The organism is Methanocorpusculum sp. (assembly GCF_030655665.1).
Classification (GTDB): Archaea; Halobacteriota; Methanomicrobia; order Methanomicrobiales; family Methanocorpusculaceae; genus Methanocorpusculum.
Map to the genome: position 1 here is coordinate 353,780 of NZ_JAUSPQ010000008.1, position 25,130 is coordinate 378,909.

A 25,130-nucleotide genomic window follows, 5' to 3' on the forward strand; every position below is an offset into this window, starting at 1 on the left:
CAAATATATTTTATCATGTTAGTTTACATAAACGGGAAATATGTGCCTGAAGATCAGGCTGCTGTGTCGATCTTTGACCACGGGTTCCTTTACGGAGACGGTGTGTTTGAAGGAATCAGAGCATACAATGGACGTGTGTTCCGCCTTCAGGAACACGTGGACCGTCTCTTTGACTCAGCGAAAGCGATAGACCTCAATCCCGGGATTACACGTGCCGAGATGGGCGAGATCATCAAGGAAACTCTGCGCAAAAACGATCTGAAGGATGCCTACATCCGGCCGATCATCACGCGGGGCATTGGTTCGATGGGGCTCGACCCGCGTCACTGCGCAAACCCCTCGATCATCTGTGCTGCTTCCGCCTGGGGGGCGATGTACGGTGATCTGTATGAAACCGGTCTTACCGCGGTGACGGTTTGTGTGAGAAGAAACCCGCCGGACACCCTCCCGCCGAACATCAAGTCCCTCAACTACCTGAACAATATTCTTGGAAAGATCGAGGCAAACTACAAGGGTGGCGATGAAGCCATCTTCCTTGATCGGACCGGCAAACTTGCTGAAGGTTCAGGCGACAACATTTACCTTGTGAAAAACGGTTTCCTCTACACCCCTCCGACCATCAACAATCTCAAAGGCATCACTCGCTCTGTTCTTCTTGATCTCTGCGCGAAGATGGGGATCACCTATGAGGTCTGTGAACTCGGACTCTTCGATCTCTACACCGCAGATGAGGTCATGGTCACTGGAACGGCCGCAGAAATCTGTGCGATCACGAAAATAGACGGCAGAGTTATTGGAAACGGAATGCCGGGTCCAGTCTACAAAAACCTTCTTGCAGCATTCCAGGCGGAGACACAGAACTCCGGCGACGCATACTGATCCCAAATCATCAGGGATCAAACGACAATCTTTTTATAATACAGCGTTGACTATTATAGGCAGTTTGGGCTGATATAGTGTAGAGGCCAATCATGCCGGCCTTTCACGCCGGCGACTCGGGTTCGAATCCCGATATCAGCATTCACCGGCGGCACTGATGTGCTGCCCAGTCAAAACATGACTCTTGGTCATGAGTATTTTCCTGCAATTTTATCATGTCATTTCACCCAACCAACAACCCTGTCTTCTGGAAGACGACCGCAGACAACCTTCTTGCGGATGAGCGCTATGAGAAAGCAGCGGAAGCGTACCTCCGGTTAACAGAACTTCTGCCAAGCGATGCAGATGCATGGAAAGGAAGAGGATCTGCCCTGTTCGGTCTCGAAAAATACGGGGATGCCGTGAGCGCATTTGAGATGGCACTGATTCTCCTCCCGGACGACAAATTCTCTCTTGAAAAATTAGCCGAATGTTTTGACAAACTTGGAGCCTCAGAGAAAAGAACGGCATGTCTCATTCGTCTCTCTGAACTGTAGATAACTGCAGAGAGATATCCTTATCCGCTTGGAAATCAAGAAAAATATATGCCCGATTTTAAGTGTCCAAAGTGTGGCGCGGTACTTCAAGTCAAACCGGGTACACAGATGGCGACCTGTCCATTCTGTGGTACGGTCACTTATATTGATCGAAGTTCTGCGTTATTCTTTTATCTGCTTCCCTTCTCCATAGAGGAGAGTGCAGCAAAAGGGATTTTTAAACGCTGGACTGCCGGTCCCGCCCAAGCTAAAGATCTCGAGTCAACAGCAAAGATCACGAAACTCACGAAAGAATTCTTTCCGGTTTTCCGATTCCGCCGGACTGTGAACGGGAAAGAAACTGTTTTTGCAAAACCTGCGAAAGGAACACTTCTTCCCGGAATGCAGGACCTCACGATTCCCCCAGGAAACACTGTAGTTTATGATGCGAAAACATCCACCGGAGGGGCCGAAGTGATCCAGCCGGATATCACGCTCGATTCCTATCTTCCCGAACTCACTGGGACTTCCATTGATCAGGCACTCGTGTACTTCCCGATTTATGAGATCTCCTATGATTACAAAGGCTCATCCTATCAGGCAGTCATTGACGGATCATCTGGAGCAGTCTACACGACCTCATCCCCGACCCGCAGTTCCGGAGCCTATGTTGCCGTAATGGGACTTGCGTTTGTTCTGGGACTCCTTGGAGGAGTTCTCGGTATCATGGTGAATCCGATATTTTTCGTTCTGATCATTGCCGGATTTTTTGCAGGGAAACTTCTTGCATCCAAAGTTGTCGGGCGGGAAAAACCCGCTGATGCGGGGGTGAAAGTAAAATGAGTGAAGCTCAGAAGATCCTTGTTTCGATGACCTGCCCATCATGCGGCGGTCAGGTGCAGTGTGAAGAAGGAGAGGACCTGGTTCTCTGTAAGTTCTGTGAATCCGTGTTCGCCTTGACAACCGACGAGGGTTCGAATAAGGTCATGTACAAAATGACCGTTGATAAGGACAAGGCCCTCGCAAAAGTGAAGGCATGGTTCGGGACTGGACCTAAAGCAAAAGATCTCCCGAATACTGCGCAAGTAACCGAGGCATATCCCCTGTATCTTCCGTTTTGGCGTCTGATCGCAAGAGGAAAAGCCTGTGTCTGCGGTATCGAAGAGCAGAGGACCGGAAAAGATAATCAAAAGGTTGAGATCCCGCGTGAGGCACTCATCAACCGTGAGTACATCTACTCGGAGATCGCCTGTGAGGCAGGAGATCTTGGTATCCAGAGCATTGTGATTCCAGACCGTGCAGAGGCAATATCCTATGATGATCAGGAGATCGTCACATTCGGTGTGACCTCATCAAGGGATGCGGCATACGAGGTAGGAGGAAAAGCTATCAGTCAGATGGCAGTGAAAGACGGCAGCGGTCGTATGACTAAGGTCTACTTCTCGAAGTCGTTCTTCTTCCCCAAAGCATTCACGCTGATCTATTATCCGTTCTGGATCGTCAGATATACCTACGAGGGACGCACCTATTTCGCGACCGTTGACGGTATCTCGGCACACGTAGTCTCTGGAAGAGCTCCAGGAAATGCCGGAAGCCAGAGTACTTCTGCTGGTATCGGCGGAGCAGTATCCGGCGGAGCGGTGGGTCTTGGCCTTGGTCTCGTCATCGCGACCCAAGGAGCTGATGTTGGTGTCGGCGTCCTTGTGGTTGGAGTCGTTGCGGCCATCGCACTTATTGGATATTTCTATAAGAGATTCAGGTATGGCGACGAGATCCTGGAGGGAGCATTGAATGGGAAAGGTCTGAAATCAGGCAGGACCCAGGAGAAAGTACAGTCCATCCACAATGAAACATATGACTACTTTAAATAAAGGTGATCAATGATGTTGTTAAAAGAACTTAAATGTCCTGGCTGCGGCGCTCCGCTCAAATCCAAGGAACGTGACATGATGCTGACCTGCAGTCACTGCGGGAGGATCAGTCTGTATGCAGACGGTAAGGTGGGTGATGTTGCTTACTCTATCGCCGGACCCACAAAGGAATCTCCAGGTGAACTGGTCTACGTTCCCTTCTGGATAGTAAATGCCGACCTGAATGTACGCAAAGAAACTATTTCCGGCGGCAAGATCTCCCGGTTTGTTACGGATAAAAAACAGATGCGGGGAACCCGCGACTTCTATGTCTGTGCCGCAGCAATTCCTGAGGAGTTCGGCCGGAAATGGAACATGGACCTTACACTTGACCAGCCAGGGCTGAACCTTATTTCCGGCTTCAAGGGCGGAAAACGTGCAGTAATGAAGATGGAAAAAGGCATAGCAGGAGAAAATGCGGAATTTCTGTTCCTGAGATATGAAACGGAGATCCCCGGCACGCTCCAGAAGCTTGAGTATGACTTCAAGATAAACAGCACAAAAGTGCTTTATCTTCCAGCATACAAAACCAATGACAAATATGTATTAGGTATTTCCTCATGAGTGATATTGAAGATAAACGCATGCACCTGATATGGGCATCGGTCATTTTGATGCTCGGTGTTTCAATTCTGGTAACATTTCTTGTAGCCGCGATCGGCTTCTGGGAAGGGACCGGCATCTTTCTGACAGGAGTTGGAGTGATCTCCTTCTGTTTAGTTATGTTCATGGGCGTTAGGGCCACACCGGTTTTCCCGCTGTTCCTTGTTCTCGCAGGAGTACTTCTCCTCGTTCAGGGACTGCTGACCACAATGTTACCGATTCTCACTGCACCGGTCCTGATTGGAGCGGCATTAGTGATTGCGGCATTAGGTGCCATATTATTCCTTGTACTGAAAAAATAGGTAAACCATGACAGTAGATTTACGAAACAAAGTTGAGGATGACCGCGGTCTGATCAAAAAAATCCAGTTATGCATCCCGGGATTCCGAGGATACAGGCAGAAAGAGGATATCCGACTTGCAGACGCCTTGCTCCGCCAGCAGCTTGCGGACGAACTGAAAAACAACGTCCTCCTGCCCCTGGAACAAACCCGTGAGTCAGCCAGTCGGGCACTCGAGCTTGATCTGATGAATGATCTTGCCGCCGTGATCTCACAGGCAAAGACTGCAGAAGCAAAAATTCGCCATGCAGAGCAGGGATACACCGGAGTTTCCCCGGCAAACCGTATCAAAAAAGCTGAGCTGAACACGCTGTATGAGTATGATCTCGCACTGATCGATGGTATCCGCGGACTCGGTGATCTGGCAAAAGCCGCATTCAGCTCTGCTGATGCCGGCAGCTTTGACAGCGTCAAGGAAAAAATTCGGGAGATCAGGTCTGGATTCAGCGAGTTCACCGTGATGTTTGACAAACGCAGTGTGGAGATCGCAGGGATAGGTGCATTCTAATGGGATTATTCTCAAAAACAAATAAGACGATCGGCTCAGGTTCAGATATTGAAGGTGCAGACTCGAGAAAAGGATTCTACTGGGTTGAGGATCAAAAAGGCGAGAACGTCATGTGGCGTCTCCCCCGGAACATTATGTGGAACGATAACGTGCTCGTCCGTGAGGATGAGTATGGTATCTTCTTCCGTGACGGAAAAGCCCTCGTTGTTTTTGACCGTCCGGACCGGTATGCCCTGACGACCGAGAACATCCCTGTCCTGAAGAGCATTCTTGGAACTGTGGCCGGAAACGTCCAGATTGGAGAGTTCTACTGGGCACAGAAACGTGAGTTCCGGGATAAGTTCGGAACACCACAGCCGCTCGCATTCCGTGATGTGGACTTTGGTGTCGTTCAACTGAGGATCTTCGGTCAGTTCTCATACAAAATCGTCGATCCGCTTCTCCTGATCACCCAGTTTGTCGGAACAAAAGGTCTGACAAAATCCGAGGAAATCGTTGAGTGGCTGAAGTCCCAGGTCATCATGGTCCTGAATGATACCCTCGGCGAGCTGAAGAGCAAGAAGCAGATGGGTGTTTTGGATATGCCTGCATATCTGCAGGAGATCGAACAGCTCTGCCTTGGCAAACTGACGACCGAGACGGAAATTTATGGTCTGAAGATCATGAGGTTCGCCGGCCTGAACATCAACATGCCCGAAGAGGTTCAGGAAGCGATCAACAAGCGCGGAGCTATGTCCGCCCTTGGCGTGAACTATATCCAGTATCAGTCCGGTAAAGCCATCGAAGGTATCGGACAGGGTGCTGCTCAAGGCGGCGAGGGATCCGGATTTGCCATGATGGGTGCCGGAATGGGTGCCGGAATGAGCATGGGTGGGATGATGACCCAGAGCATGGCAGGCGGCGGCGGTCAGCCAGCTCCCTTTGGCGGCCAACAGGCAGCTACCCCCCAGACAGCAGCTGTACCTCAGGCACCTGCACCCCAGACAGCGGCACCGAAACAGGCAGAACCGATGGATAAATGCAATAACTGCGGAGCCGAGTTTTCAGCCGGCAAGAAGTTCTGCCCGGATTGCGGACAGAAGATGACGCCTGCCGGAAGCTTAACTTGTGCAAAATGCGGAACTGCCCTTTCACCAGGAGCAAAATTCTGTCCGGAATGCGGTACAAAGGTCGAGACCGTTCGGAGATGTCCGCGGTGCGATTCCGTGGTCCCTGCCGGAACAAAGTTCTGTCCCGAATGCGGACAGAAACTCTGATATTTTTTTGGAATCTCTTTTTTTTATTTTTTAATCAGACTTATGTGTCGAGAAAAACAGCTATCAGTTTATGAATGATGAATTTCATTTTTCCTTCTCAAAATAGCGTCCAGTAATTTTTTTTGTAGAGTGTCCTTGCGACCTGAACCTGTTCCTTATCAGATATCCTGGTAAAAAATCTTGGGAAACCGGAAATACCGTTTGAAATTTGATGAAAAAAAAGAAAAAAATCAGGTACGCCGGATCGTTACCGATGCGGCATGGGCTGCAAGTCCTTCGGCCTCGGCCAGGATCTCCACGATATCACCGATCGTTTCAAGCCCTTCTTTCGTGACCATCTGGACCTGTGAACGTTTCATGAAGTGGTGAACATCCAGTGCCGAATAACTCTTTGCATATCCGGCCGTTGGAAGAACATGGTTCGTTCCGGATGCATAATCCCCGCAGGCAACCGGCGTGTATGGACCGATGAAAATCGAACCTGCGTGACGGATCTTTTCAAGCGTCGCAAGCGGATCAGCGGTCTGGATCGAAAGATGCTCAGGAGCGATCTCATTCATCAGATCGATCGCAAGGTCCTGATCCCCGGCGATCACATAACCCGAGTGGGCCAGAGCCTTTTCCATGATCTCCCGACGCGGAGCGAACTCGATCTGCTTTTCGATCTCGATCCCGACCTCCTGAGCAATCCTTTCGGAGGTGGTCACGAGAACACAGGCCGCGTTCGGGTCGTGCTCTGCCTGAGCAAGGATGTCGGCTGCGATGAATGCAGGGTTTGCCGATTCATCCGCGAGAACACCGATCTCGCTTGGACCAGCAGGGAAATCGATCTCAGCATGTTCGCGCAGCAGCATCTTTGCCTGCGTGACAAACACATTTCCCGGCCCGACGATCTTCTGGACCGGACGGATCGTTTCCGTTCCAAGAGCCAGAGCCGCAATGGCCTGGGCCCCGCCGATGGAGTAGGCCTCCGTAACGCCGGCAATGTCGAGAGCGACAAGGGTCAGCGGGTTTACCGGCGGCGGCGTACAGAGAACGATCTCAGGAACGCCGGCGACGCGGGCCGCGACAGTGGTCATAAGGACCGTTGATGGATAGGCCGCCCGTCCGCCGGGAATATATGCGCCGACACGGTCAAGAGGCGTTGTCTTCACGCCGAGCGTGATGCCCGGTTCCGTCTCCTCGAGCCAGAGAGATTTATCCATCTGCAGTTCATGGAACCGGGTGATGCGTGCCTCGGCCTCGATCAGTGCCTGGACGAGAGCAGGATCGACCTCATCATACGCCTCGTCGATCGCTTCACGGGAGATCCTGAGTGAGGAGAGTTTCTGCTTATCGAATTTTTCCGTCAGCGCAAAAAGAGCAGCATCGCCATTTTTACGAACATCCTCAATAATTGCCTCGACTGATTCCTTTACGTCGGCGAGTGAGCCGCGACGCATCGAAACCCACGACTCAACATTAAGCGGCTGCCATATCATGATAAACAGTATGGGATGTGGATAGATTTAGAGTATGGGGATTACTATCACCGGTCTGCTTCCCATTCGTCCAGCTTTTTCTCGAGGATCAGAGCGGCCGACTCCACCAGTTTTGGACAGATCGTTTTAAACAGGCATTTCTCCTTGATGATCGCGAGTTCATTCTCCTTCAATATATCGTATCCAAGGAGATCCCGGCAGAGAATCGAGCCGTTTTCCGCTTTGAACGCATCGAGAAATTCCACGGTTTTTTCATTTGTATCCGCCTTCGCTTCAAGATCTTCGCCAGTGGAGGGGCCATATTTCAGACCGATGACCATCAGCGCACCCGTGACGGCGCCGCAAACTTCGCCGTACCGCATGCCTGAGCCGAAACCTCCGGCGATTTTCTTTGCGGTATTTTCATCGACACCGAGGTCGTTCGAGAATGAGGAAAACACCGACTGCGCACAGTTTAACCCTTGGGAAAACGTGACTACTGCTTTTTCTGCATGATCCATAAGTAAATCCATTAAAGATATCGCACTGATCAGAAAAAAATCATTCGGCGAGCAGTTCGACTTCTATTGAAAGACGCCAGATATTTCGTTTCGAACGGGCAGGCAGATCGGCGATCTGCATCATGCGGTGATAGATCGTGACCTCACGGGAACTTTTCACCAGATTGTCCGCGTGTGCGACGATCTTCTCCTCAAGTGTCTCAGGCATCGCAGAAATAGGGGGCAGACCCAAAAGAACGGATTCGTCTTCGGTCAGACCAGCGCCCGTATGCCGCCCGACAATGTTGACGATCTCCTCGGAAAGGTCCAGGCGGCGGCAGATCTTTGCCCCTTTTCCGGCATGTTCGATTGAGTGAGTCTTTGACCTCCCGATATCATGCAGCATTGCCCCGGCATATACCAGATCAGGATCGACAGACTCGCCAGTATAGCGTGCGGCGACCTCAGCAACTTTTGCACAGTGAGAAACGACCCCGGCGTCACAGCCGGCGGAAAAAAGAGTGAGAGAATATTCAGGCATTATCCAGTGCGTTCTGCATCTTGGCCAGGCGTTTTTTCAGTGCAGCAACGATAAGATCGTCATCAAAATGCACCAGCATGGTCCCGCACTGAGAACAGGAGAAGTTGGTCGTCATCGCGTTGTTGAAGGTCGTCGTGATTCCGCAGTTTTTGCACTGATAGAAGTCATTCGCCTCGTCATATCTCAGCCGTCCCGCAAGTTTCCCTGCCGCGACTTCCATCTCGTTACGCAGGACCATGCTCATATGATCCATACGCATCAGCCAAAGATACGTGAGCCAGCCGGTCTCATTGTTTTTGATCCTGCGATATTCAGCAAGACGGTGTTCGTATAAGTTATAGAGAGTGTGGCGAACCGAGTTCAGATTGATGCCGGTGAGTTCAGCGATCTCTTCGTCGCTACGTTCCGCACTGATAAGCTCCTCATCGGAATGCTTGATCTCAGCCGTGAACCTTACTCTGTCGGATGCCTTGAGATCTTCACTGCTCAGCTTTCCCTCCATCCACCTGCGCGTGTATTCCACGCTTGACCAGCGGCGAAGGAGTTCAAGACCCTCTTCACCGACGAGTTTCAACAGATATTGATAGATTGCCGGATTCCCGAGTTGCTCTTCTGTGATGACCGTCATTCCTTAGTAAATTGTAGTGCATCCCTAATATGTTTATCCAGTGAGGAGAAGGCATCCTCGCGGGTCGCCCCGGAACCGGTCACGGAAAACATCACCTCACCCTCTTCAAATGATGTGCCTGGATGCGGAATGTCGGTGATCGTCTCACGTAAAGCGGACATCTCTTTTTGGATCGTGATATCCCGGGGTGCGGCAAGGATACGCCGGACCGCAAAACATGCTGGTTCCGGCCGTTTCTTTGGCAGGACGCCTCTGCATGCATCTGCGTGCAGGGAGAAGAGATTCACGCCGAGCGCTCTCTCGACCGTCTCAACGGTGCCCTGGAACCGCGGATTTATTTCGATCGCGTAGGCCTCATCATCGGTCAACACAAAGTCCACCCCAACCGACCCCACACAGCCGCTTGCAGCAACGATCTTCTCCGCAAGCTCCATCATCCGGTCTGCAAGAGGATGTCTGCAGGGAGTGAGTGAGCCGGAGAATGCATAGGCACAGGTATCCCCGCCCCGGAGGATCTGCTCGTTTGCACAAAGAGCCATAGCAGCGTCCCCGGTGCCGAGGCACGAGACGCTTGCCGGTTGACCTGAGATGGGTTCCTGCGCCATAGAGGGGAGATGCTCCACGAACTCCTCCCATGCCTCGCGTTCCTCATCCGAATGCACACAGGCGTTCCGCCATCCGCCTGCACCGGAGAGGGTCTTCATCATTGCCGGATACTCCCCGGGACCAAGTCTCCGGGGGACCGGCACACCGATCTCCTCGAAGAAATCCTGGGTCTTTCCCTTATCCATGAATCGTTCGGCAACATTCACGGGGGTTCCGAGCCTGTCACGCACAGGCAGAAGTTCGGCCCCAGATGTGGTCACGACATGATCGATATCATGAGCATCGAGCATCTCTTCAACTGCAAACGGCAGTTCGTTCAATTCATCGAAAGCAAGATGATCCTTCGTGCACCAGATAAGATCCTGATCGCAGAAATGGTCTACGGCATAGACATCATACCCTGCACGGGCTGCCGAGGCGGCAACGTGGCGGGTAGTATATCCAGCGACAAGAATACTCTTCATAGGTTTTCTTCGTGCTCGTGTTTGATCGTGGTTTTGCCGATCTTCGTCGGCAGGACTTCAAGCTCGGCATCCGGGAAAGCCAGGTCCAGCTCCTTTCCTTCATACAGATGATCGAGACAAAGGGCAAGAGCAGAGATCTCGGAGTGAGGCTGGTTCGCGACTGCCACATTGTAGTCGGCAAGCTCGTAGAGATCGCCCGGGACCTTTTCCGCACCGACGACGATCATGACCTTCTCCTCCTTTCTTATATCGGCAATGACGTCCTGGAGTCGAAGACCGTACATCGTTAGGTGGACAACCTTTCCGCCGTTCTTTTTGAACTGTGTGATACAGGACTTCCATTTGACATTGTTTTCGCAGAAGAATGTCCCGCCGAATCTTGTTGCAACATCAGTGATACTGCCGGCAACCTTCGCATCATCGGCTGCAAGATACATGCCGCTTGCCCCGAGAGCGCGGGAACTTAATCCGACATGGGTGGTGACACGCTGATCCCGTTCGGGTCGGTGACCTATTCTGAGGATATAGGATTCGGGTTTGAGATTCATTTTCTTACCTTGATAACGCCGTTTTCGATGTAGATATCCGAGGGGGTGTTCCTGATTTCGTTCATCATGAACATATCGTTGAGAGAGAGGGGGCAGACATTCTCACATTTTACATAGATTAGACCGGCTTTCTCGAGCCGTGCAAGGGAAGCCCTGACTTCATCTACGGAAAGACACGATCGTTCCACCAGTTCGGTGATCGTCGGCGTTCCATTATCAGGGATCATATGATATAGGGCCCAGTCCACGTCCTCATTTCTCATGTCCTAACAAGTTGGAGGAGAGAGACATTATACTTTATTGATTCACACAACAGAAAAGTACATTATATGGCGTACACCTCCAACTCCGGGCTTGACTCTCTTGCCGATGAACTGTATGAAGCATCGGGGGACGATGACTTCAGACTCGCGGATCTGCTCCGCCAACTACCAAAAGAGACGGCGGTCCTGCTCTGTACGTCTGATCTTACCAATGCCCTGCAGACCTACATTTACGCATTTGAAGAAGAGCCGGAGATCGATATCTATGAACTTCTCCTGCTCCAGCCTTCCTCAATGATCCCCCGCGGGATCAAGATCGGAAATGTGGAGCTCGCCGACATCGTCTTCGGGTTTGACAAAAAAACGAACCTGTTTTTCATCGCGGTCTGGAATGGAGAGAAGTTTCTCAAAGCCTTCTCCGGTCCCGGCGCTTACCGGGAAGCGGTGAAGTGTGCAAAAGAGCAGTGTGCCTAACCTTTCGTGATCAGATCATACCTGACATCCGCAGGAACGATCCTGGGCAGATCCCCCCACCGCCCGATCCATTCCCCGATCACGGCATACACGGCGAAGACCGATGACCCCTCAACTTTTTTCATGACCTCGTCAAAGTTTTCCGGCGTGAGGATATTACAAAGACCCGTGGCCCAGGCATCCGCCTTTGCAGGATCATGGGAAAAACAGGTCACCGAATCCGCGGTCCCAAACGAGACCGAAGGCCCAACAGTCGCGGAGGAGGTACAGATACCAAGTATCTCGGTCTGCGGAGGCACGATAAAGGCAAACTTTCCCGAAGAAGGGGCAGAGCCAGCGTAGATACCGACCCGAAGATCACGGTCCGAAAACAGCACGATATCCCCGCCGTTGTCGATCAGACCGAATGAAGCCCCGGCATCCCGCATCGCCCGAACGCCCGCCCATCCGATCGTGGCCGCGACGGCCGCCATCGGACCGACATCCGCCTCGAACGAGGCATCAGCCATCTGCCTGACCGATTCCGACGCACCGTCTGATGCCGGAACTGGACCATAACTCATCTGAAAAAAAGGGTCGGTCGTGAGATAATGCTCAAGACCGGTCCGTGCCGCGATCATCCCGTCCTTTGCCGCTTCGATGTGCAAAGCATCGTCGGCAAGGATCGTGGTGATCGTTTCGCGGTACGCGAAGTGTTCGCGGAACATTACTTCTGGATACTCAACGCACGCTGAGGGCAGTAGGTGGCACATCTGCCGCAGAGGACACACCGCTCAGAATCGACGACAAGCTGCCAGTTTTCATCGAAGGAGAAGACCTGCTTTTGACAGATACTGATGCACAGTCCGCAGTCAACACAGTCCGTACGGTTGTGAGAAACCGCGTCCTTCTGGATACGGATAGACACGCCTTTTCTGGAGAGGGCGGTGATGAACATGTCTGCATCCTTGTCATCAACGTCAAGAAGGGCCCAACCCTCGTCCCCGTCGATCAATGCACGTTCAACATTCACCATCACGCCAGACCTGAGTATGGCCGCGGCGATATTTGGATACTGGACTCCGTCGGAGTCAAACTCGACCATCAATTTCATCTTCGTCCCCTCCCGCCGACAAGATCACCAAGATCATACGAGTTGAGCATGCCCAGGATATGCCTGGACGAGTCGATCACCACTAAGGCACCGATATTGTGCTGCTGAAGGGTGCGTGCGGCAAAATCGACCGGGGCGTCCGGGGCGATGGTGATGACGTTCTTGGTCATGATCTCAGAGACGGACATATCCTGTTCATCCTTTGCGAAGGCTTTGGAGACATCATAGGTCGTAACGATACCGATCAGCCTGTTTTCCGAATCGATCACCGGGAGATGGTTCGTTTCGCCTTTCAGCAGCCGTTTGGCAGCTTCTTTAACGCTTTCCTCACCCGTAATGGTGACGAACGTTGAGACCATCATCTCGTTGACATGGCAGACATATCCCTTCTCCGCCATGGGCTTGTTTATCTTATGGGAATCGATCGGTCGGGTAGCGAGGGCCATGGTGAAGGACCCTGTTTCTATACGTGTCTTCAGTTCGGCCGCGACTTCACGTGCCTTCTTATAACTCGAGAGAGGGGAGCAGCGCACTTCCTCGCCGTCGATCTCGACCGACCCGCTCTTGAGCTGGGCATATGTGACCTCCCGGATCACAGGTCTGTCCCTGAACGGCGTACCGTAATCGACGATGTTCGTTTTCAGATCCTCGTCGCGGACCGCAGTGTGCCTGACGATCTCCTCATTTAAGAGAGGGATCGGGATGCCTACGCCGACGTACATTGTCACGCCGTATCCGGTCATGGTAGCGGCACGGATGTAATCAGATGACATCTCCTTCATATTACCGGAGGTCATGAGTGTCCCAAACCCGGCTCCCGGGGAGGACTGTGTGCCCTCCCCGACAACGACACCGTTCGCCCCGCCGATAAAGATCGGGGTGCCGGAACCGATGACGGAAAGGGTCGGATCATTTGCGAGGGGGGAGAGGCAGCCGGCTCCCGAATACGTGATATTCCGGTGAGAGGGGAGAAGGAATCCCATATAGGTCTTTATTGCCTGATCGCTCATATTGGTGGCAGCATTATAGGATTGATATGAGTTTCTCGGGTTGAGCATGATGGCCTGATTCAGTTCCTGCAGAGTAAACTCATTCGTTATAGATGTTCTGGGATAACAGTCGGTCCCCTTTGCCCGTGCATGAAGTTCTACGGACTTTCCGGCGATCAGATCCTCTATCACATGTGCCCCGCCGTACTCTGAGTGCCGAGTGGTGGATTCCTGAGTTGCCCCGATAAAACAGTCAACGGCCGCGATACCCGCATATGCCTCGACATTGTTCAGCCACATCTTCTCCATTCTGATCGGTATCTCAGAATGCCCAAAGTTTAGAAAAGCGCCTGACGAGCACATCGCGCCGAAAGTACCGGTGGTGACCACATCTACGTCACGAAGTGCCCCGGTAACGCCGAGTTCGTCGACGATATTCGGCATCTCTTCAGCGCTGACCACACGGACACTTCCATCACGAATACGCTCATTTATTTCGTCGATGGATTTGTACATATAAATAATATTTAATCCCGCTCATCCTATATAAATCGCGTTATTCTATGTGTGGATAATCCTGTTTTGCCCGAATTACGGCCCGTATTCCCCCGCGGGGATTGGGAACATCTCCTGTATACCTTGGGATGAGATGCAGATGAGCATGCATCACGGTCTGACCGGCGGCCACCCCGCAGTTCACCCCGATATTGTATCCCGCAGGCGAGTACACAGCGTCCAGATGCTCTCTCGCAAGCCCAATCAGTTCACTTACGGCCGCATGCTCCTCGGAAGTAAGATCGAACCAGGAGGAGATATGCCGACGGGGAATGATCAGGACATGACCCGGTGAGACTGGGTAGAGATCCCATTTTACATAGGCGAGGGCATTCCCGAATAAGCAGGGTTTGTCTGTGCAGAACGGACATTCCATAGTTATGTCCGCGGTCCTTTACCGAGCATCGACCTGAGATCATCTCTGTAGACTAGCAGGATCTCCTGGATATTGCTGATCAATCCGGGTGAGGACCGGAACAGGAGGTAGGCGATCAGGAGGATAAGAAGGAACGCCGCCCCTTCGCAGATGACATTGTGGGACCAGAAAAAACTTGCATACCCGGGGATCGTCGGATGGGAAAATACATCCTCGTACCAGGGGAACCACTGCGAAAAGTATGCCATGATCACAAACACGTTTCTGAAGATGTTGATGATGAAGATCGGCACCAAGACAAGGAGGGTCAGACCGATCTTCTGTTTCCAGGAGGTCTTCGTGAGAGCGATCACGCCGAGGAGGATCGCGATCGCCGTTATCCCGGTACATCCGAGAATGATCTGATCCATATAGCCGTATGTCTGACCCGGGATAACCCATACCGACTCGAACATGTCCCAGGCCGCCATGGTGTATTGGAAACCGATCAGATCGAATACCCACCTGATACAGAAAACCACCACTGAGATAAGCCAGTTGCCGAGAACAGTGAACATCGCAAACGGAGCATATATGATCCCGGCGATTGCGGCGGCATAGGTGAGCCTAAGGATCCGCAGATCCCGGACGAGCAGGCGTTTTACGGTAATATATATGAGCGGTATTCCTACGATGGCGAGCATCGGATAGAAGAAGTTCCCCTCTTCGAGGAGGGACGGAAGCATCAGAAGGAAACTGAATTCCAGCATGATCCAGCCGACGACCGCGGTGTATTTATCATATTTTCCCGGAATCAGCGTGAGAACAAATGCAATCAGACTGACGGTAAGTGCACAGAAAATCAAAGTATCCAGCATGTAGATGCTTATTGATTGGAGCCAGTTGGATAAATGGGTTTGCCAGGGAGTTTATCCCCATCCATAAGAGTATTTAACTTGGTAAAACCAATAGTAAAGTCTATGATGTTCTGCCCAACTTGCGGGAAGCTGATGAAAACGAAGGACGGTCTGTTATGCTGTTCTAAATGTGGATATACCGAAACCATCACCGCCGAAAATAAGGAGCAGATGAAAAAAGTTGCGTACATGCAGGAAAATGACATTCTGATTGTGGAAGAGGGCGCGGATATCGGAACGAAACCTACTATTGCGATCAAATGTCCGAACTGTGGTCACAATCTTGCTGAGTGGTGGCTCCGCCAGTTACGCAGTGCTGATGAGTCTGAGGTCAGATTCTTCCGTTGCACGAAATGCAAACACACCTGGCGTGAATACGACTGATCAGGTTTCTTCTCTCCTTTTTTAAGCAGGCGACACGAGTATTTATATACTTACCTGTAATATCTTATAAATATGTCAAACCTTCCCGAAGACTCACTGAAGATTGAGAATATTGTCGCATCAACTAAGGTGAATGACAGTCTGGACCTGGTGGCGCTCGCTGCCCAGATTCCGGGAGCGGAATATAATAAACAGCGTTTCCCGGGGGTAGTTCTACGTATGCAGAACCCGAAAATAGCCGCACTGGTTTTCGGATCAGGTAAAGTTGTTCTGACCGGGGCAAAAAGTCTTGAGAATCTTACCAAAGGACTGGAATATCTCGTCACGCTTTTAAAGGATCTGAAAATCGATATCCTGGATAACCCGACATACACCGTACAGAACATCGTCACTTCAGCGGATCTGGGAAGCCGCATCAATCTGAACAAGATCGCCATGAGTTTCAATCTCGACAAGATCGAGTATGAACCCGAGCAGTTTCCGGGACTCGTGTACAGGCTCGACGATCCGAAGGTGGTCGTTCTGCTCTTCGGTTCGGGAAAACTGATCATCACCGGCGGGAAGAAAACGGTCGATGCACAGCGTGCGGTCAAGAAGATCTATGAAGATCTGATCGCTTTGAAACTTCTACAGATAGAATAATCCAATAACGACCTTCAACAAATCTTTTTTCAAGATTTTCCGTGCCGCTGATGAAAGCGGATGCGGAGAAAAAAAATATAGGGATCCTTATCCCTGATAGATGACCTCAAGACTGCCGTGGGCGGTGGTCTTGCCGTCGCGAAGTGCCCCGATGACCTCATCCATCTTTGCATTCGCCGAGATGATCAGCGGCTCAGCCCTGCCAAACACCTGGAACAGAAGTCTGTCTGTCGTGCCGAGTCCCGGAGACGGACCATGCCAGGCATGCTCGCCGAAATCGTTCATCCCCTGGACAGCAGGGAACGGGAACTTCGGCGCCGGTCCTGCATCATATCCGGGAGAGATGTACCCAACCGACGGAATATTCCAGATAGACCAGAGACATTTGTAGGCCTCTACACCGGATTTATCCTGGACGATCATTGCCACATACTGGACATCCTTAGGGACACCCATGAGTTCGATCTTCGGGGAGATGTTCCCGCCGGCAAACGTACTCGACGGAGTCAGGCCTTGTTTTCCTAAATGAATAGTAATAGGGTCCATGAAGTATACTCAGACAGGCAAATTAATTAAAGTTTAGGTCGAGTTACTATTCCATGGACCAGTTGACGATCTACACCGATGGAGCAAGCCGGGGAAACCCGGGACAGGCCGCCTCCGCCTGGCTGATTTTACGGGGAGATGAAGTACTGGAATCTGATGTCCTCACACTTGGACGGGCGACCAATAATGTTGCCGAATACTCGGCACTGAATGCTGCTCTCCGGCGGGCAGCACGGTTTTGCACCCCGAAAGAGACCCGGGTCGAGGTCTTCTCGGACAGTAATCTGATGATCTCCCAGATGACTGGGAGATATGCGGTCAGGTCGGAGGATCTTCGCCCGCTGTATGAAAAGGCAAAAGAGCTGGCATCGGTGTTTGCCTCGGTGAACTACACCCATGTCCCGCGGGAGAATGCCTATGTGGGTTCATGCGACTGGTTATGCAATAATGCACTGGACCTTCTCTCACAGAAACCAGCGCCGGTCCAAAAAAAGATTGAGTGCGTGCCGATAGGTATCGTTCACTCGCCGTTCACCAATCCCGAGGATGCGCCCAGACAAGGGATCTTCACCGACAAACCAAGCAGGATCACGATCTATGAAAAATACCGGGATGGTCTCTTTGGTCTTGCCGCCGGGGACAAAGTCTTCATCCTCTGCTGGTTCGACCGGGCGGAACGCGACATCCTCAAAGTAAAACCGCATGGTCACGGGAAAGGCGAGATGCGCGGCGTTTTCTCGACACGTGCCCCGGTCAGGCCAAATCCGATCTCCCTGACCCTCGTTACGATCATCAGCATAAATGACCTCGTCCTCACCGTCAAGGGACTCGAGGCGCTTGACACCACGCCGGTCCTCGACATCAAACCGTATTACGGGGATATCGACAGCTGAGCAGCATTCGGTTCGCGATCTCCACCATCTCCCTGACCTCGGATTCGCACCGACGTTCGACTGCCCCGTAATCCTTCGCGTCCATCATCTCCCACACCTTTTTTCCAGTCGGTTTCCTCTCCCGTTCCGGGAGCAGTGCATCGGCCAGCTGATTGTGCGAGCAGGGATGCAGGATAGGATTCTGTGTCGGAATAAAACCGATCCCCGCAACGGAAAGATCAACGACCCGGCACTTGCCGATCGTGTTGTAGATCTCCTCCAGGGGAGCCACCTGATACTGAAGACATTTCGCGAGCAGAAACGGCATATCAAAGGTCGAGATCCCGACCCCGCAGACAACAGGATCTGCCTGGATCATCTTCTTGTCTTTGACATTGGCCCACATATTCGCAAAAACCTGATAAAGAGAAGTCACCACCTCTCTTTCGCCGCCCTCACGCCACATCCAATGATGCGTGTAGTTATGAACAACCTCGCCGGCGATCGGGCGGCTGCCGTAGACCACGCCGCCGAGGAGAGTATGGCCTTCGCGAAATGCATTTACGGCAAGGGAGGCGCCGGTCCGTTTCCTCCGGTCAGCCGGCGGCACGAATGCCTCCAGATCAAAAACGAGGAACTCCGTCAGTGAGGGGCTGAACATCACCATGATCAGATGACCGAGATGGCGATCAGTCCGAGGATACCGGTCCAGATCGTGTGTACGGCGATCGCCGTCAGAAGAAGACCGACGATCTTGGAGAGGATCACGAGCACGGTTTCCCCGAGCAGTTTCTTGATCTGCGCCGAGAAGATCAGGATCAGCCAGATACAAAACAGGGCAAGGAGCACCGCGACGAGGGTCAGAAGAATACCGTTCTGCGCCCCAAGGATCATCACTGTCGTGATCGTTCCCGGCCCGCACATCACCGGCGTGCCGATGATGACGCCGGCCATCGACTTCTTCCCGATCCGATCCGAACTCTCCAGATTTTTGTGTCCTGCCGAGGAGCCGCCGATGTCCAGGCCAAGAACGATCTGCAGACCGAGAATAAAGAGGATTATACCTCCGGCGACCTTGAAACTCTCCAGCTCGATGCCGAGCATATCGAACAAAATATTATTGAATATCAGAAATGTCAGCATTAGAGCGCCGGCAACTCCGGTTGCAACGAACGCCTGCCTGATCATCTCGGGTTTTTGGAGATCCCGGGTCAGGTTGATGAACATCGAGACCGAGAGGAGAGGATCCAGAATAATGATCAGGGTAAACGCGGCAGATATGACGGTCACCAGTAGTTCGAGCATATAAGTAGTATTGAGCGTTCCCGCATATTATACCTCGGCATGACTGACTTTTCTGCAGGAATCATGATGAAACCTGAGTCAAGATCCGGGGTCGAAAAAAACCATATACCTCTTCTCCCGCAGTTGGTGAGGGAAAGCGCCTGCCGTCTCCCACAGATATAAAATAGATGGGGGAGTTGTATTCTGATTAATGGAAATGGCAGAGAAAGAAGATATCCGTATTGAGAAACTCGGATTTCCGTTTGAGACGGAAAACCCGTTTCTATTCTGTGCGCATCATAAGGACAGGTATCCAAAAGGGGAACGGGATCTCGGACCGGCAGTCACGCTCTCTGGTCGGAATCTGGGAAACGATTTTATCATAAAAAAACGGATTTCGGATGTATCACGGCCAGCGGATCCCGGGATTCCCAAAACATCCCCACCGGGGATTTGAGACGATCACGGTCACTCTTCAGGGATATGTGGACCATGCAGATTCGCTCGGGGCCGCGGGGAGATACTGTAACGGCGATGTTCAGTGGATGACCGCCGGGAGCGGCTGTCAGCATGCGGAGATGTTTCCGCTCGTGCATCAGGACCAGGAGAACCCGCTTGAACTTTTCCAGATATGGCTGAATCTTCCGGCTAAAGATAAATTCGCACAGCCGCATTACCGCATGCTCTGGGCCGAGGATATACCCGTCCTGACCTCCACGGACGCCCATGGGCGGGCGAGCACGGTCCGGCTGATCGCCGGTGAGTGGGACGGAGCAAAAGCGCCAGCCCCCTCACCCGCCTCATGGGCAAACGACCCGAACAACCATGTCCGGATCCTCCTCATCCGGATGGATCCGGGAGCCGAGATCCGGATCCCGGCCGTTACGCCAACGATCTCCCGGAACCTGTACTTCTACGAAGGGGATAAGATCAGGATCAGCGGAAAGGAGATCCTCCCCTATACACGGGCAGTACTCGCCGGGGATAGGGATCTCCGGATACAGGCCGGGAACGCCCAGTGTTTCCTTCTTCTCCTCGAAGGCGAACCGATCAATGAACCGATCGCGAAGTACGGGCCGTTTGTCATGAACACCTCTGAAGAGATCCAGGATGCCTACCGGGACTACCGGCAGACCGGATTCGGCGGATGGCCGTGGGACGCCCCCGACCCGGTCCATGACATCGGCGAGAACCGGTTCGCAAAGTACATCGACGGGCATGTTGAGGAACGCCGGTCGTATCATGATCCAACGTAGAAAGAGGGACAGGGTTTCCCGACAGAACACCCGGGTCCAAACTATTTTTTTTCCGTAATATGCAGGTATGTGCCCGCCGATTTTCCAAAACAGACGAGGATATTTCAGGGAAAGCATCCCTGTCACTAACGCGAAGTATTATGCTCCTCCATGCTCCATTTATTAAAGATGGATGGGAAAACATACGCCTCTCTGAAGATTGAAAATATCGTCGCCTCCGGTGTAATCGCCGAAGCGATTGATCTTGCAGAGATATCTGAAAAAATTGACGGGTGTGAACTCAATACAAAACGTTTCCCCGGTGCAGTGTATCGTATAGACAATCCGAAAATGGCATCGCTCATCTTCTCCTCAGGAAAAGTTGTGCTTACCGGAATCAGAAATGAAGCAGCGCTCGATGAGGGTCTCGCAAAGGTGCTTGCCTCTCTGAAAGAAGCCGGCGTCAAAGTGCTGGATGTCCCCCGGGTTGCCGTGACCAACATAGTATGTTCCTACGACATCGGCCGGTTCATCAATCTCAACCGTGTTGTCGCGACCCTTTCTCTCGAAGCGATCGAGTATGAGCCGGAACAATTCCCAGGTCTCGTATACCGGATCAAAGATCCAAAAATCGTGGCACTCCTCTTCTCGTCCGGAAAGATCATCCTGACCGGCGGCAAGAATCTTGATGATGTCCGAAGAGGTCTTGACTTCCTTGAAGAAAGCCTCAAGGATGTCCTGACAGAACAAAAATAATCAATCATCCTCTGTGAGATTCTCACATACATCTTAATTTTAGGGGGATTTCAATTCAGAGATGCCTGCCTTATATCTTATATTTTTCTCAGTGTGCCTTGGATTGATTTATTCTATGATAATTCGACCATATCTCGTATTTTAAGAAAAACCAGTGACTTATAGATAGATATGCCTGGGATATTTTTGTTGAATAACTCAAAAATAGCTTTTTCAGATAAATAAAAATGAGTTGATCTGGATTTTTATTCTTTCAGTGAGATATCAAGTCCGCCGAAGAGTTTGACAGTTTTGTTGTAGGCAATTGCGGAAATTGCCCCGACAATCATGCCGACGATAAATCCTGCGAGTGCGTAAACGATGAAGTAGGCGAGGATATCAACAACACCAAGACCAAATCCAAGTGTGAATCCTATGTCAAACTGAAGATTAAACATCAGCAGGACACCTTTGATAATTCCAAGGATCGCCCAGAGGACAGCTAAAACTCCTCCCACAACAAATGCTGCGGAAGATACACCAATATGCTCGATTTTCATGGTTTAAACCTATATTAAGAATTTACATCAGAATTATTTATAGACGACGGTTTTTTGGATTCGCGTTCGAGGTGTCCCAGAAGGAAGACCGTGCCGGTTTTGTCCAGAGGCTGGTTGTTATTTCCGCATTTAGGTGAGTGGATGCAGGAAGGACAGCCATTTTTACAGGGGCATCCTGTTACTATCTCACGGGCAAATGTGAGTATATCCGGGAAAATCTCCGTTGCTTTTTCTGCAAGACCTATGCCGCCGGCAACTCCGTCATAGATGAAGATCGTGGGGGCGGCAGTATCGCTGTGGAACGGCGTGGATACCCCGCCTATATCGGCTCTGTCACAAAGGACATAATGCGGCATCGCGGCAATCAGAGCATGTTCAACACCGTGAAGCGAACCGGCGAACGCTTCCGGTTTGATGCCGCATTCTTCGTCAATGGTTATCCAGCAGGCTTTCGTGGTAAATCTCCGCGGGGACACAGACAGTTCATGTGCTGCTATGATCTGATCATACTCAATCTCTGAGTAGCCAAGGATCTGGGATGAGACCATAACTTCGCCGTAATTTACCTGAAGATCATTGTGTCTTCTGGTTTTTTCTTTTGCAGTGATGGTGATTTCCGTCATTGAAATCGGTCTCGTGTGATAGAGATCTGATGTTTTTCTGACTCTGATGAGGCGATGTTCAGGTTCGATGGTTTCCACACGATAACGTTCACCCTGATGAAAGATGACTGCGCCCGGATATGCTTCCCTGTATGCCTGATTTTCATCCATGGTTTCAAGAATGGTTTTCCCGTTAAGTACTGACCAGGTTTTTCCTATTATCCCAAAGAACGGTGTGTTCTGTGCAGGATTTTCCACGCCGCAGTAAACATATCCTTTCGAGGTGCTGGAAACGAGATGTTCGTTTTTGAGAACGGTGATTAAATCAGCAGCAGCATCCCCGAAGTATTTCTGGTCACGCTCGGGCTTGTACGGGAGTTCGGCTGCGGCACACTGGAGATGAGAGGAGAGAATATAGGGATTTTCGATGCCAAGGATTGCCTGTTCGCGCGGGGCATCAAAAAATGCCTCAGGGTTTCTGGCATAATACTGATCGATCGGATTTTGTCCGGCAACAAATGTAATGACTGCGTCTTGTCCGTTTCTTCCTGCGCGTCCAGCCTGCTGAAGAACAGAGATCATAGATCCTGGAAATCCACTGATGACGACGGAGTCCAGACCGCCCACATCAATGCCGACCTCCAAAGCGTTGGTACTGATGACCCCGGATACGTTCCCTGTTTTGAGCCTTGCTTCGATCTCTTTTCGTTCAGCCGGACGATATCCTCCGCGATAGGAGGCAATATTTCCAGCAGGCTGCTCCTCGCGGCATCGCATGGCTGTAATCTCTGCAGCATTTCTTGAACGGGTGAAGCACAATGTCTGCATTCCGGCTTTAATTTGGGAACTAACCAGTTCGGCGGTAGCAGAGATACTGCTTTTGTTTTCGGGAGAGTAGATCCGGAAGATCCGTTTTGCACGCGGTGATCCGTCACTGCTGATCTCCACAGACGGCAGACCGGTCAAGGTTTCTGCAAATGACACCGGATCCCCCAGAGTTGCCGATGATAAAATGAACTGTGGGTCTGCATCGTAAAAATTGCAGACACGCCGCAGTCTTCTCAAGAGAAGGGCCGTGTTGGATCCAAAAATACCCCGGTATCTGTGTGCCTCGTCAACAACTACAAATGAGAGATTTGTCCAAAAATCACCCCATTTGGCTCGCCATCCAAGGATATGATGAAGTTCATACATATTTGTGAGAATGATGCGCGAGTCTGTACGGATCTTTGGCCGAAGCTCCTGTTTTGTATCGCCGTCATAGATCGCCGGTTTTGTTTTTGCATGAAGAGCAGAGTCAAATTCTGTAAAGAAGAGCAGCTGATCGCGAGTTAGGGCTTTTGTCGGATAGATGAACAATGCGGTCGCATCTGGATCAGTGACGAGTCTTTCCAGAATGGGAAGGGAGTAGGCAAGGGTCTTCCCCGAAGCGGTCGGCGTTGTGATGATCACATTTTTTCCGTTCGATACCTGGTCAAATGTTTCTGCCTGATGAGCGTAGAGCCTGATGTTTCTCTCTGTAAGATACCGTGTGATCTTTTCGGAAATCGGAGATTTCGGTATCTGATATTTTGGAACTTGTGCCTCTTCGTATTTTATATACATATTTTTGTCATCCATAGATGGTCTCACATTCAGTTCGGAGAAGCAGAGCGAGATTTGCAACATCGAGTTCATTATGTTTCATGATCGGCGTGAGAATTGACGGGTCTCTGGTGCGGAGATAATTCTGATAATAAGCGGGGACCAGATATCCCGGCAGATCGTTCGATCTTGGCGTGTGAAGAACAAACTTTTCAACAGTACCTAAACAACAGTCAGGAATATCAGCTCCGTAAAGTCTTCTGGTGGGATACAAAAGATCAAAATGCAGATCAGGACAGACCGTTCGCTCGCCATAATAGGATAGACGATTATTCAGATACGGCACATCAAACCCTTTCCCATTATAGGTGACGACATGGGCATGTTTTCGAAAAGCCTGACCGGTCAGATAGAGAGCAGCAGGTTCGTCTTCGATATCACGGAGAAGATACTGAGTAACGGTAAGTTCGTTCCCTTTCCAGACACCGCACCCGAAAAGGATGATCGGGGACTGAAACATGCCAAGTGTCTCTATATCGAAATACAGAAGATCTTCTTTCGGAAGTGCATGGGAAAAACCCAGTAATAGTGGATCATTTCCTCTGTGAGCATCCTGAAAGATCCTGAAAATGTCTCCAGGATTCCCATTCTCGATAACATCTGCGATTTCAAATGCAGATTCCCGCCGGCAGGTATGTCTTAGGTCGGTAAGATTCACCACGCCTTTTCTTCGGTACTCATAAGCACGTCTTGGACCTATCCCGGGCACCAATGTCAGTTCACACATACACCGTTCGCGAATCCTCTCTTCTGAAATGAGATAATCCGGGTAGATCCGGGTAGTTTCCCTCGAAAGACACGTACCATCAGGTGTATCTATCTCAAAGGTACCGGGGATCTCTGCATTTCCCCTCCCACGTGTTTCTGTTTTCAGAAATACACTTTGTACGAATTCCTTACTGAGGACCTGCATGAAGGGGATCAGCAAATAAGGTAGTTCTGATCTTTTGTTGAGAGTGCATGTTCACTGTTGTCTGATGCAAACCAGCAGAGTTTGGAGAGCTGGTTTTTTCTCTGAACTACGGTGTATCCTTCTGCACGTTTTGCGATTGAGTTTAAAGCAATACTCGTCATAAACAAAAATCAACTCCAGAGTATATATATCCCAAACCGCGCGGTGCGATAATGCCTCCTCCCTCATTTAAAAATGTTATAAAATAGAATAATTTTTAGTTATTTTCAAAATCTAAGCTCAATATTGGTTTGGAATCGTGTGCAAAA

33 protein-coding genes and 1 tRNA gene are annotated in these 25,130 nt (G+C 51.0%); 15 read left to right on the forward strand and 19 right to left on the reverse strand.

Features of this window, described 5'->3' with window-relative positions; all coding sequences use genetic code 11:
* Positions 1–15: 15 nt before the first annotated feature.
* From ilvE to Q7J08_RS07990, 9 genes are all read left to right on the forward strand, one after another.
* Positions 16–879: a branched-chain-amino-acid transaminase gene (gene ilvE, locus Q7J08_RS07950; RefSeq protein ID WP_304911153.1), complete on the forward strand. Its 864-nt coding sequence runs from the start codon at positions 16–18 to the stop codon at positions 877–879.
* 68 nt (positions 880–947) lie between these two features.
* Positions 948–1,020, forward strand: a tRNA-Glu gene (locus Q7J08_RS07955).
* Between the two features lie 74 nt (positions 1,021–1,094).
* The gene (locus Q7J08_RS07960) at positions 1,095–1,415 is read left to right on the forward strand and encodes a M48 family metallopeptidase (RefSeq protein ID WP_304911154.1); all 321 of its coding nucleotides are present in this window, start codon (positions 1,095–1,097) and stop codon (positions 1,413–1,415) included.
* A 108-nt stretch (positions 1,416–1,523) separates the two neighbouring features.
* The gene (locus Q7J08_RS07965; RefSeq protein ID WP_304911155.1) at positions 1,524–2,237 is read left to right on the forward strand and encodes a hypothetical protein; all 714 of its coding nucleotides are present in this window, start codon (positions 1,524–1,526) and stop codon (positions 2,235–2,237) included.
* Positions 2,234–3,265: a hypothetical protein gene (locus tag Q7J08_RS07970; protein ID WP_304911156.1), complete on the forward strand. Its 1,032-nt coding sequence runs from the start codon at positions 2,234–2,236 to the stop codon at positions 3,263–3,265. The genes Q7J08_RS07965 and Q7J08_RS07970 overlap by 4 nt, the downstream gene beginning before the upstream one ends.
* Before the next feature lie 9 nt (positions 3,266–3,274).
* Positions 3,275–3,868, forward strand: coding sequence for a hypothetical protein (locus Q7J08_RS07975; protein ID WP_304911157.1), 594 nt, complete (start codon positions 3,275–3,277; stop codon positions 3,866–3,868).
* Positions 3,865–4,209 (forward strand): hypothetical protein, encoded by a 345-nt coding sequence (locus Q7J08_RS07980; protein WP_304911158.1) that lies wholly within the window; start codon positions 3,865–3,867, stop codon positions 4,207–4,209. Before Q7J08_RS07975 ends, Q7J08_RS07980 begins: the two co-directional genes overlap by 4 nt.
* Positions 4,210–4,216: 7 nt before the next feature.
* Positions 4,217–4,756, forward strand: coding sequence for a hypothetical protein (locus Q7J08_RS07985; protein WP_304911159.1), 540 nt, complete (start codon positions 4,217–4,219; stop codon positions 4,754–4,756).
* A complete protein-coding gene (locus tag Q7J08_RS07990; protein ID WP_304911160.1) occupies positions 4,756–6,012 on the forward strand; it encodes an SPFH domain-containing protein in 1,257 nt (418 codons plus the stop codon). The genes Q7J08_RS07985 and Q7J08_RS07990 overlap by 1 nt, the downstream gene beginning before the upstream one ends.
* A 230-nt stretch (positions 6,013–6,242) precedes the next feature.
* Here Q7J08_RS07990 and hisD read toward each other — a convergent pair whose 3' ends face one another.
* From hisD to Q7J08_RS08025, 7 genes are read right to left on the reverse strand one after another with little or no spacing between them, the layout of a single operon-like run.
* A complete protein-coding gene (gene hisD / locus Q7J08_RS07995; protein WP_304911253.1) occupies positions 6,243–7,490 on the reverse strand; it encodes a histidinol dehydrogenase in 1,248 nt (415 codons plus the stop codon).
* Between the two features lie 50 nt (positions 7,491–7,540).
* Positions 7,541–7,993, reverse strand: coding sequence for a C-GCAxxG-C-C family protein (locus Q7J08_RS08000; RefSeq protein WP_304911161.1), 453 nt, complete (start codon positions 7,991–7,993; stop codon positions 7,541–7,543).
* Positions 7,994–8,033: 40 nt separating this feature from the next.
* Positions 8,034–8,513: an HDIG domain-containing metalloprotein gene (locus tag Q7J08_RS08005; RefSeq protein WP_304911162.1), complete on the reverse strand. Its 480-nt coding sequence runs from the start codon at positions 8,511–8,513 to the stop codon at positions 8,034–8,036.
* Positions 8,506–9,141, reverse strand: coding sequence for a TFIIB-type zinc ribbon-containing protein (locus tag Q7J08_RS08010; protein ID WP_304911163.1), 636 nt, complete (start codon positions 9,139–9,141; stop codon positions 8,506–8,508). Before Q7J08_RS08010 ends, Q7J08_RS08005 begins: the two co-directional genes overlap by 8 nt.
* A complete protein-coding gene (locus tag Q7J08_RS08015) occupies positions 9,138–10,211 on the reverse strand; it encodes an ATP-grasp domain-containing protein (RefSeq protein WP_304911164.1) in 1,074 nt (357 codons plus the stop codon). The genes Q7J08_RS08010 and Q7J08_RS08015 overlap by 4 nt, the downstream gene beginning before the upstream one ends.
* Positions 10,208–10,759, reverse strand: coding sequence for a tRNA (cytidine(56)-2'-O)-methyltransferase (locus tag Q7J08_RS08020; protein ID WP_304911165.1), 552 nt, complete (start codon positions 10,757–10,759; stop codon positions 10,208–10,210). The genes Q7J08_RS08015 and Q7J08_RS08020 overlap by 4 nt, the downstream gene beginning before the upstream one ends.
* On the reverse strand, positions 10,756–10,986 hold the full coding sequence (locus tag Q7J08_RS08025) for a hypothetical protein (protein WP_304911166.1): 231 nt from the start codon (positions 10,984–10,986) through the stop codon (positions 10,756–10,758). The genes Q7J08_RS08020 and Q7J08_RS08025 overlap by 4 nt, the downstream gene beginning before the upstream one ends.
* 102 nt (positions 10,987–11,088) lie before the next feature.
* On the opposite strand from Q7J08_RS08025, the gene Q7J08_RS08030 reads away from it, so the two are divergent.
* On the forward strand, positions 11,089–11,496 hold the full coding sequence (locus Q7J08_RS08030; RefSeq protein ID WP_304911167.1) for a hypothetical protein: 408 nt from the start codon (positions 11,089–11,091) through the stop codon (positions 11,494–11,496).
* Here Q7J08_RS08030 and Q7J08_RS08035 read toward each other — a convergent pair.
* From Q7J08_RS08035 to artA, 5 genes are read right to left on the reverse strand one after another with little or no spacing between them, the layout of a single operon-like run.
* Positions 11,493–12,203, reverse strand: coding sequence for a UPF0280 family protein (locus Q7J08_RS08035; RefSeq protein ID WP_304911168.1), 711 nt, complete (start codon positions 12,201–12,203; stop codon positions 11,493–11,495). The two genes, Q7J08_RS08030 and Q7J08_RS08035, sit on opposite strands and share 4 nt — an antisense overlap.
* Complete coding sequence (locus Q7J08_RS08040; protein WP_304911169.1) at positions 12,203–12,589, reverse strand: 4Fe-4S binding protein; 387 nt, start codon at positions 12,587–12,589, stop codon at positions 12,203–12,205. The genes Q7J08_RS08035 and Q7J08_RS08040 overlap by 1 nt, the downstream gene beginning before the upstream one ends.
* Positions 12,586–14,094, reverse strand: a complete 1,509-nt coding sequence (locus tag Q7J08_RS08045; RefSeq protein WP_304911170.1) for a homocysteine biosynthesis protein — start codon at positions 14,092–14,094, stop codon at positions 12,586–12,588. The genes Q7J08_RS08040 and Q7J08_RS08045 overlap by 4 nt, the downstream gene beginning before the upstream one ends.
* A 40-nt stretch (positions 14,095–14,134) precedes the next feature.
* A complete protein-coding gene (locus Q7J08_RS08050; RefSeq protein WP_304911171.1) occupies positions 14,135–14,509 on the reverse strand; it encodes an HIT family protein in 375 nt (124 codons plus the stop codon).
* Positions 14,510–14,511: 2 nt separating this feature from the next.
* The gene (artA, locus tag Q7J08_RS08055; protein WP_304911172.1) at positions 14,512–15,366 is read right to left on the reverse strand and encodes an archaeosortase A; all 855 of its coding nucleotides are present in this window, start codon (positions 15,364–15,366) and stop codon (positions 14,512–14,514) included.
* A 102-nt stretch (positions 15,367–15,468) separates the two neighbouring features.
* Here artA and Q7J08_RS08060 point away from each other — a divergent pair, with 102 nt between their 5' ends.
* Entirely contained in the window at positions 15,469–15,789 is a 321-nt protein-coding gene (locus Q7J08_RS08060) for a transcription factor S (protein ID WP_304911254.1), read from the forward strand.
* A 72-nt stretch (positions 15,790–15,861) separates the two neighbouring features.
* On the forward strand, positions 15,862–16,431 hold the full coding sequence (locus Q7J08_RS08065; RefSeq protein WP_304911173.1) for a TATA-box-binding protein: 570 nt from the start codon (positions 15,862–15,864) through the stop codon (positions 16,429–16,431).
* A gap of 87 nt (positions 16,432–16,518) precedes the next feature.
* On the opposite strand, the gene Q7J08_RS08070 is transcribed toward Q7J08_RS08065, so the two are convergent.
* Positions 16,519–16,977, reverse strand: a complete 459-nt coding sequence (locus tag Q7J08_RS08070) for a YbhB/YbcL family Raf kinase inhibitor-like protein (RefSeq protein WP_304911174.1) — start codon at positions 16,975–16,977, stop codon at positions 16,519–16,521.
* A 53-nt stretch (positions 16,978–17,030) separates the two neighbouring features.
* Between Q7J08_RS08070 and tsaA the strand changes: the two genes are divergently transcribed.
* Positions 17,031–17,870, forward strand: a complete 840-nt coding sequence (tsaA, locus tag Q7J08_RS09470; protein ID WP_370651244.1) for a tRNA (N6-threonylcarbamoyladenosine(37)-N6)-methyltransferase TrmO — start codon at positions 17,031–17,033, stop codon at positions 17,868–17,870.
* Here the strand turns inward: tsaA and Q7J08_RS08085 are convergent.
* On the reverse strand, positions 17,839–18,516 hold the full coding sequence (locus Q7J08_RS08085) for a hypothetical protein (protein WP_304911175.1): 678 nt from the start codon (positions 18,514–18,516) through the stop codon (positions 17,839–17,841). The genes tsaA and Q7J08_RS08085 overlap by 32 nt on opposite strands.
* Before the next feature lie 2 nt (positions 18,517–18,518).
* A complete protein-coding gene (locus Q7J08_RS08090) occupies positions 18,519–19,154 on the reverse strand; it encodes a MarC family protein (protein ID WP_304911176.1) in 636 nt (211 codons plus the stop codon).
* A 380-nt stretch (positions 19,155–19,534) separates the two neighbouring features.
* Between Q7J08_RS08090 and Q7J08_RS08095 the strand changes: the two genes are divergently transcribed.
* The gene (locus tag Q7J08_RS08095; protein ID WP_304911177.1) at positions 19,535–20,389 is read left to right on the forward strand and encodes a pirin family protein; all 855 of its coding nucleotides are present in this window, start codon (positions 19,535–19,537) and stop codon (positions 20,387–20,389) included.
* Positions 20,390–20,557: 168 nt separating this feature from the next.
* Positions 20,558–21,124, forward strand: coding sequence for a TATA-box-binding protein (locus tag Q7J08_RS08100; RefSeq protein WP_304911256.1), 567 nt, complete (start codon positions 20,558–20,560; stop codon positions 21,122–21,124).
* 245 nt (positions 21,125–21,369) lie between these two features.
* Here Q7J08_RS08100 and Q7J08_RS08105 read toward each other — a convergent pair whose 3' ends face one another.
* From Q7J08_RS08105 to Q7J08_RS08120, 4 genes are read right to left on the reverse strand one after another with little or no spacing between them, the layout of a single operon-like run.
* Entirely contained in the window at positions 21,370–21,663 is a 294-nt protein-coding gene (locus tag Q7J08_RS08105) for a hypothetical protein (RefSeq protein ID WP_304911178.1), read from the reverse strand.
* Positions 21,664–21,677: 14 nt separating this feature from the next.
* Positions 21,678–23,885, reverse strand: a complete 2,208-nt coding sequence (locus Q7J08_RS08110; protein WP_304911179.1) for a DEAD/DEAH box helicase — start codon at positions 23,883–23,885, stop codon at positions 21,678–21,680.
* On the reverse strand, positions 23,878–24,822 hold the full coding sequence (locus Q7J08_RS08115; protein WP_304911180.1) for a ribonuclease H-like domain-containing protein: 945 nt from the start codon (positions 24,820–24,822) through the stop codon (positions 23,878–23,880). The genes Q7J08_RS08110 and Q7J08_RS08115 overlap by 8 nt, the downstream gene beginning before the upstream one ends.
* Positions 24,823–24,830: 8 nt before the next feature.
* Complete coding sequence (locus tag Q7J08_RS08120) at positions 24,831–24,983, reverse strand: hypothetical protein (RefSeq protein WP_304911181.1); 153 nt, start codon at positions 24,981–24,983, stop codon at positions 24,831–24,833.
* Positions 24,984–25,130: the final 147 nt, after the last annotated feature.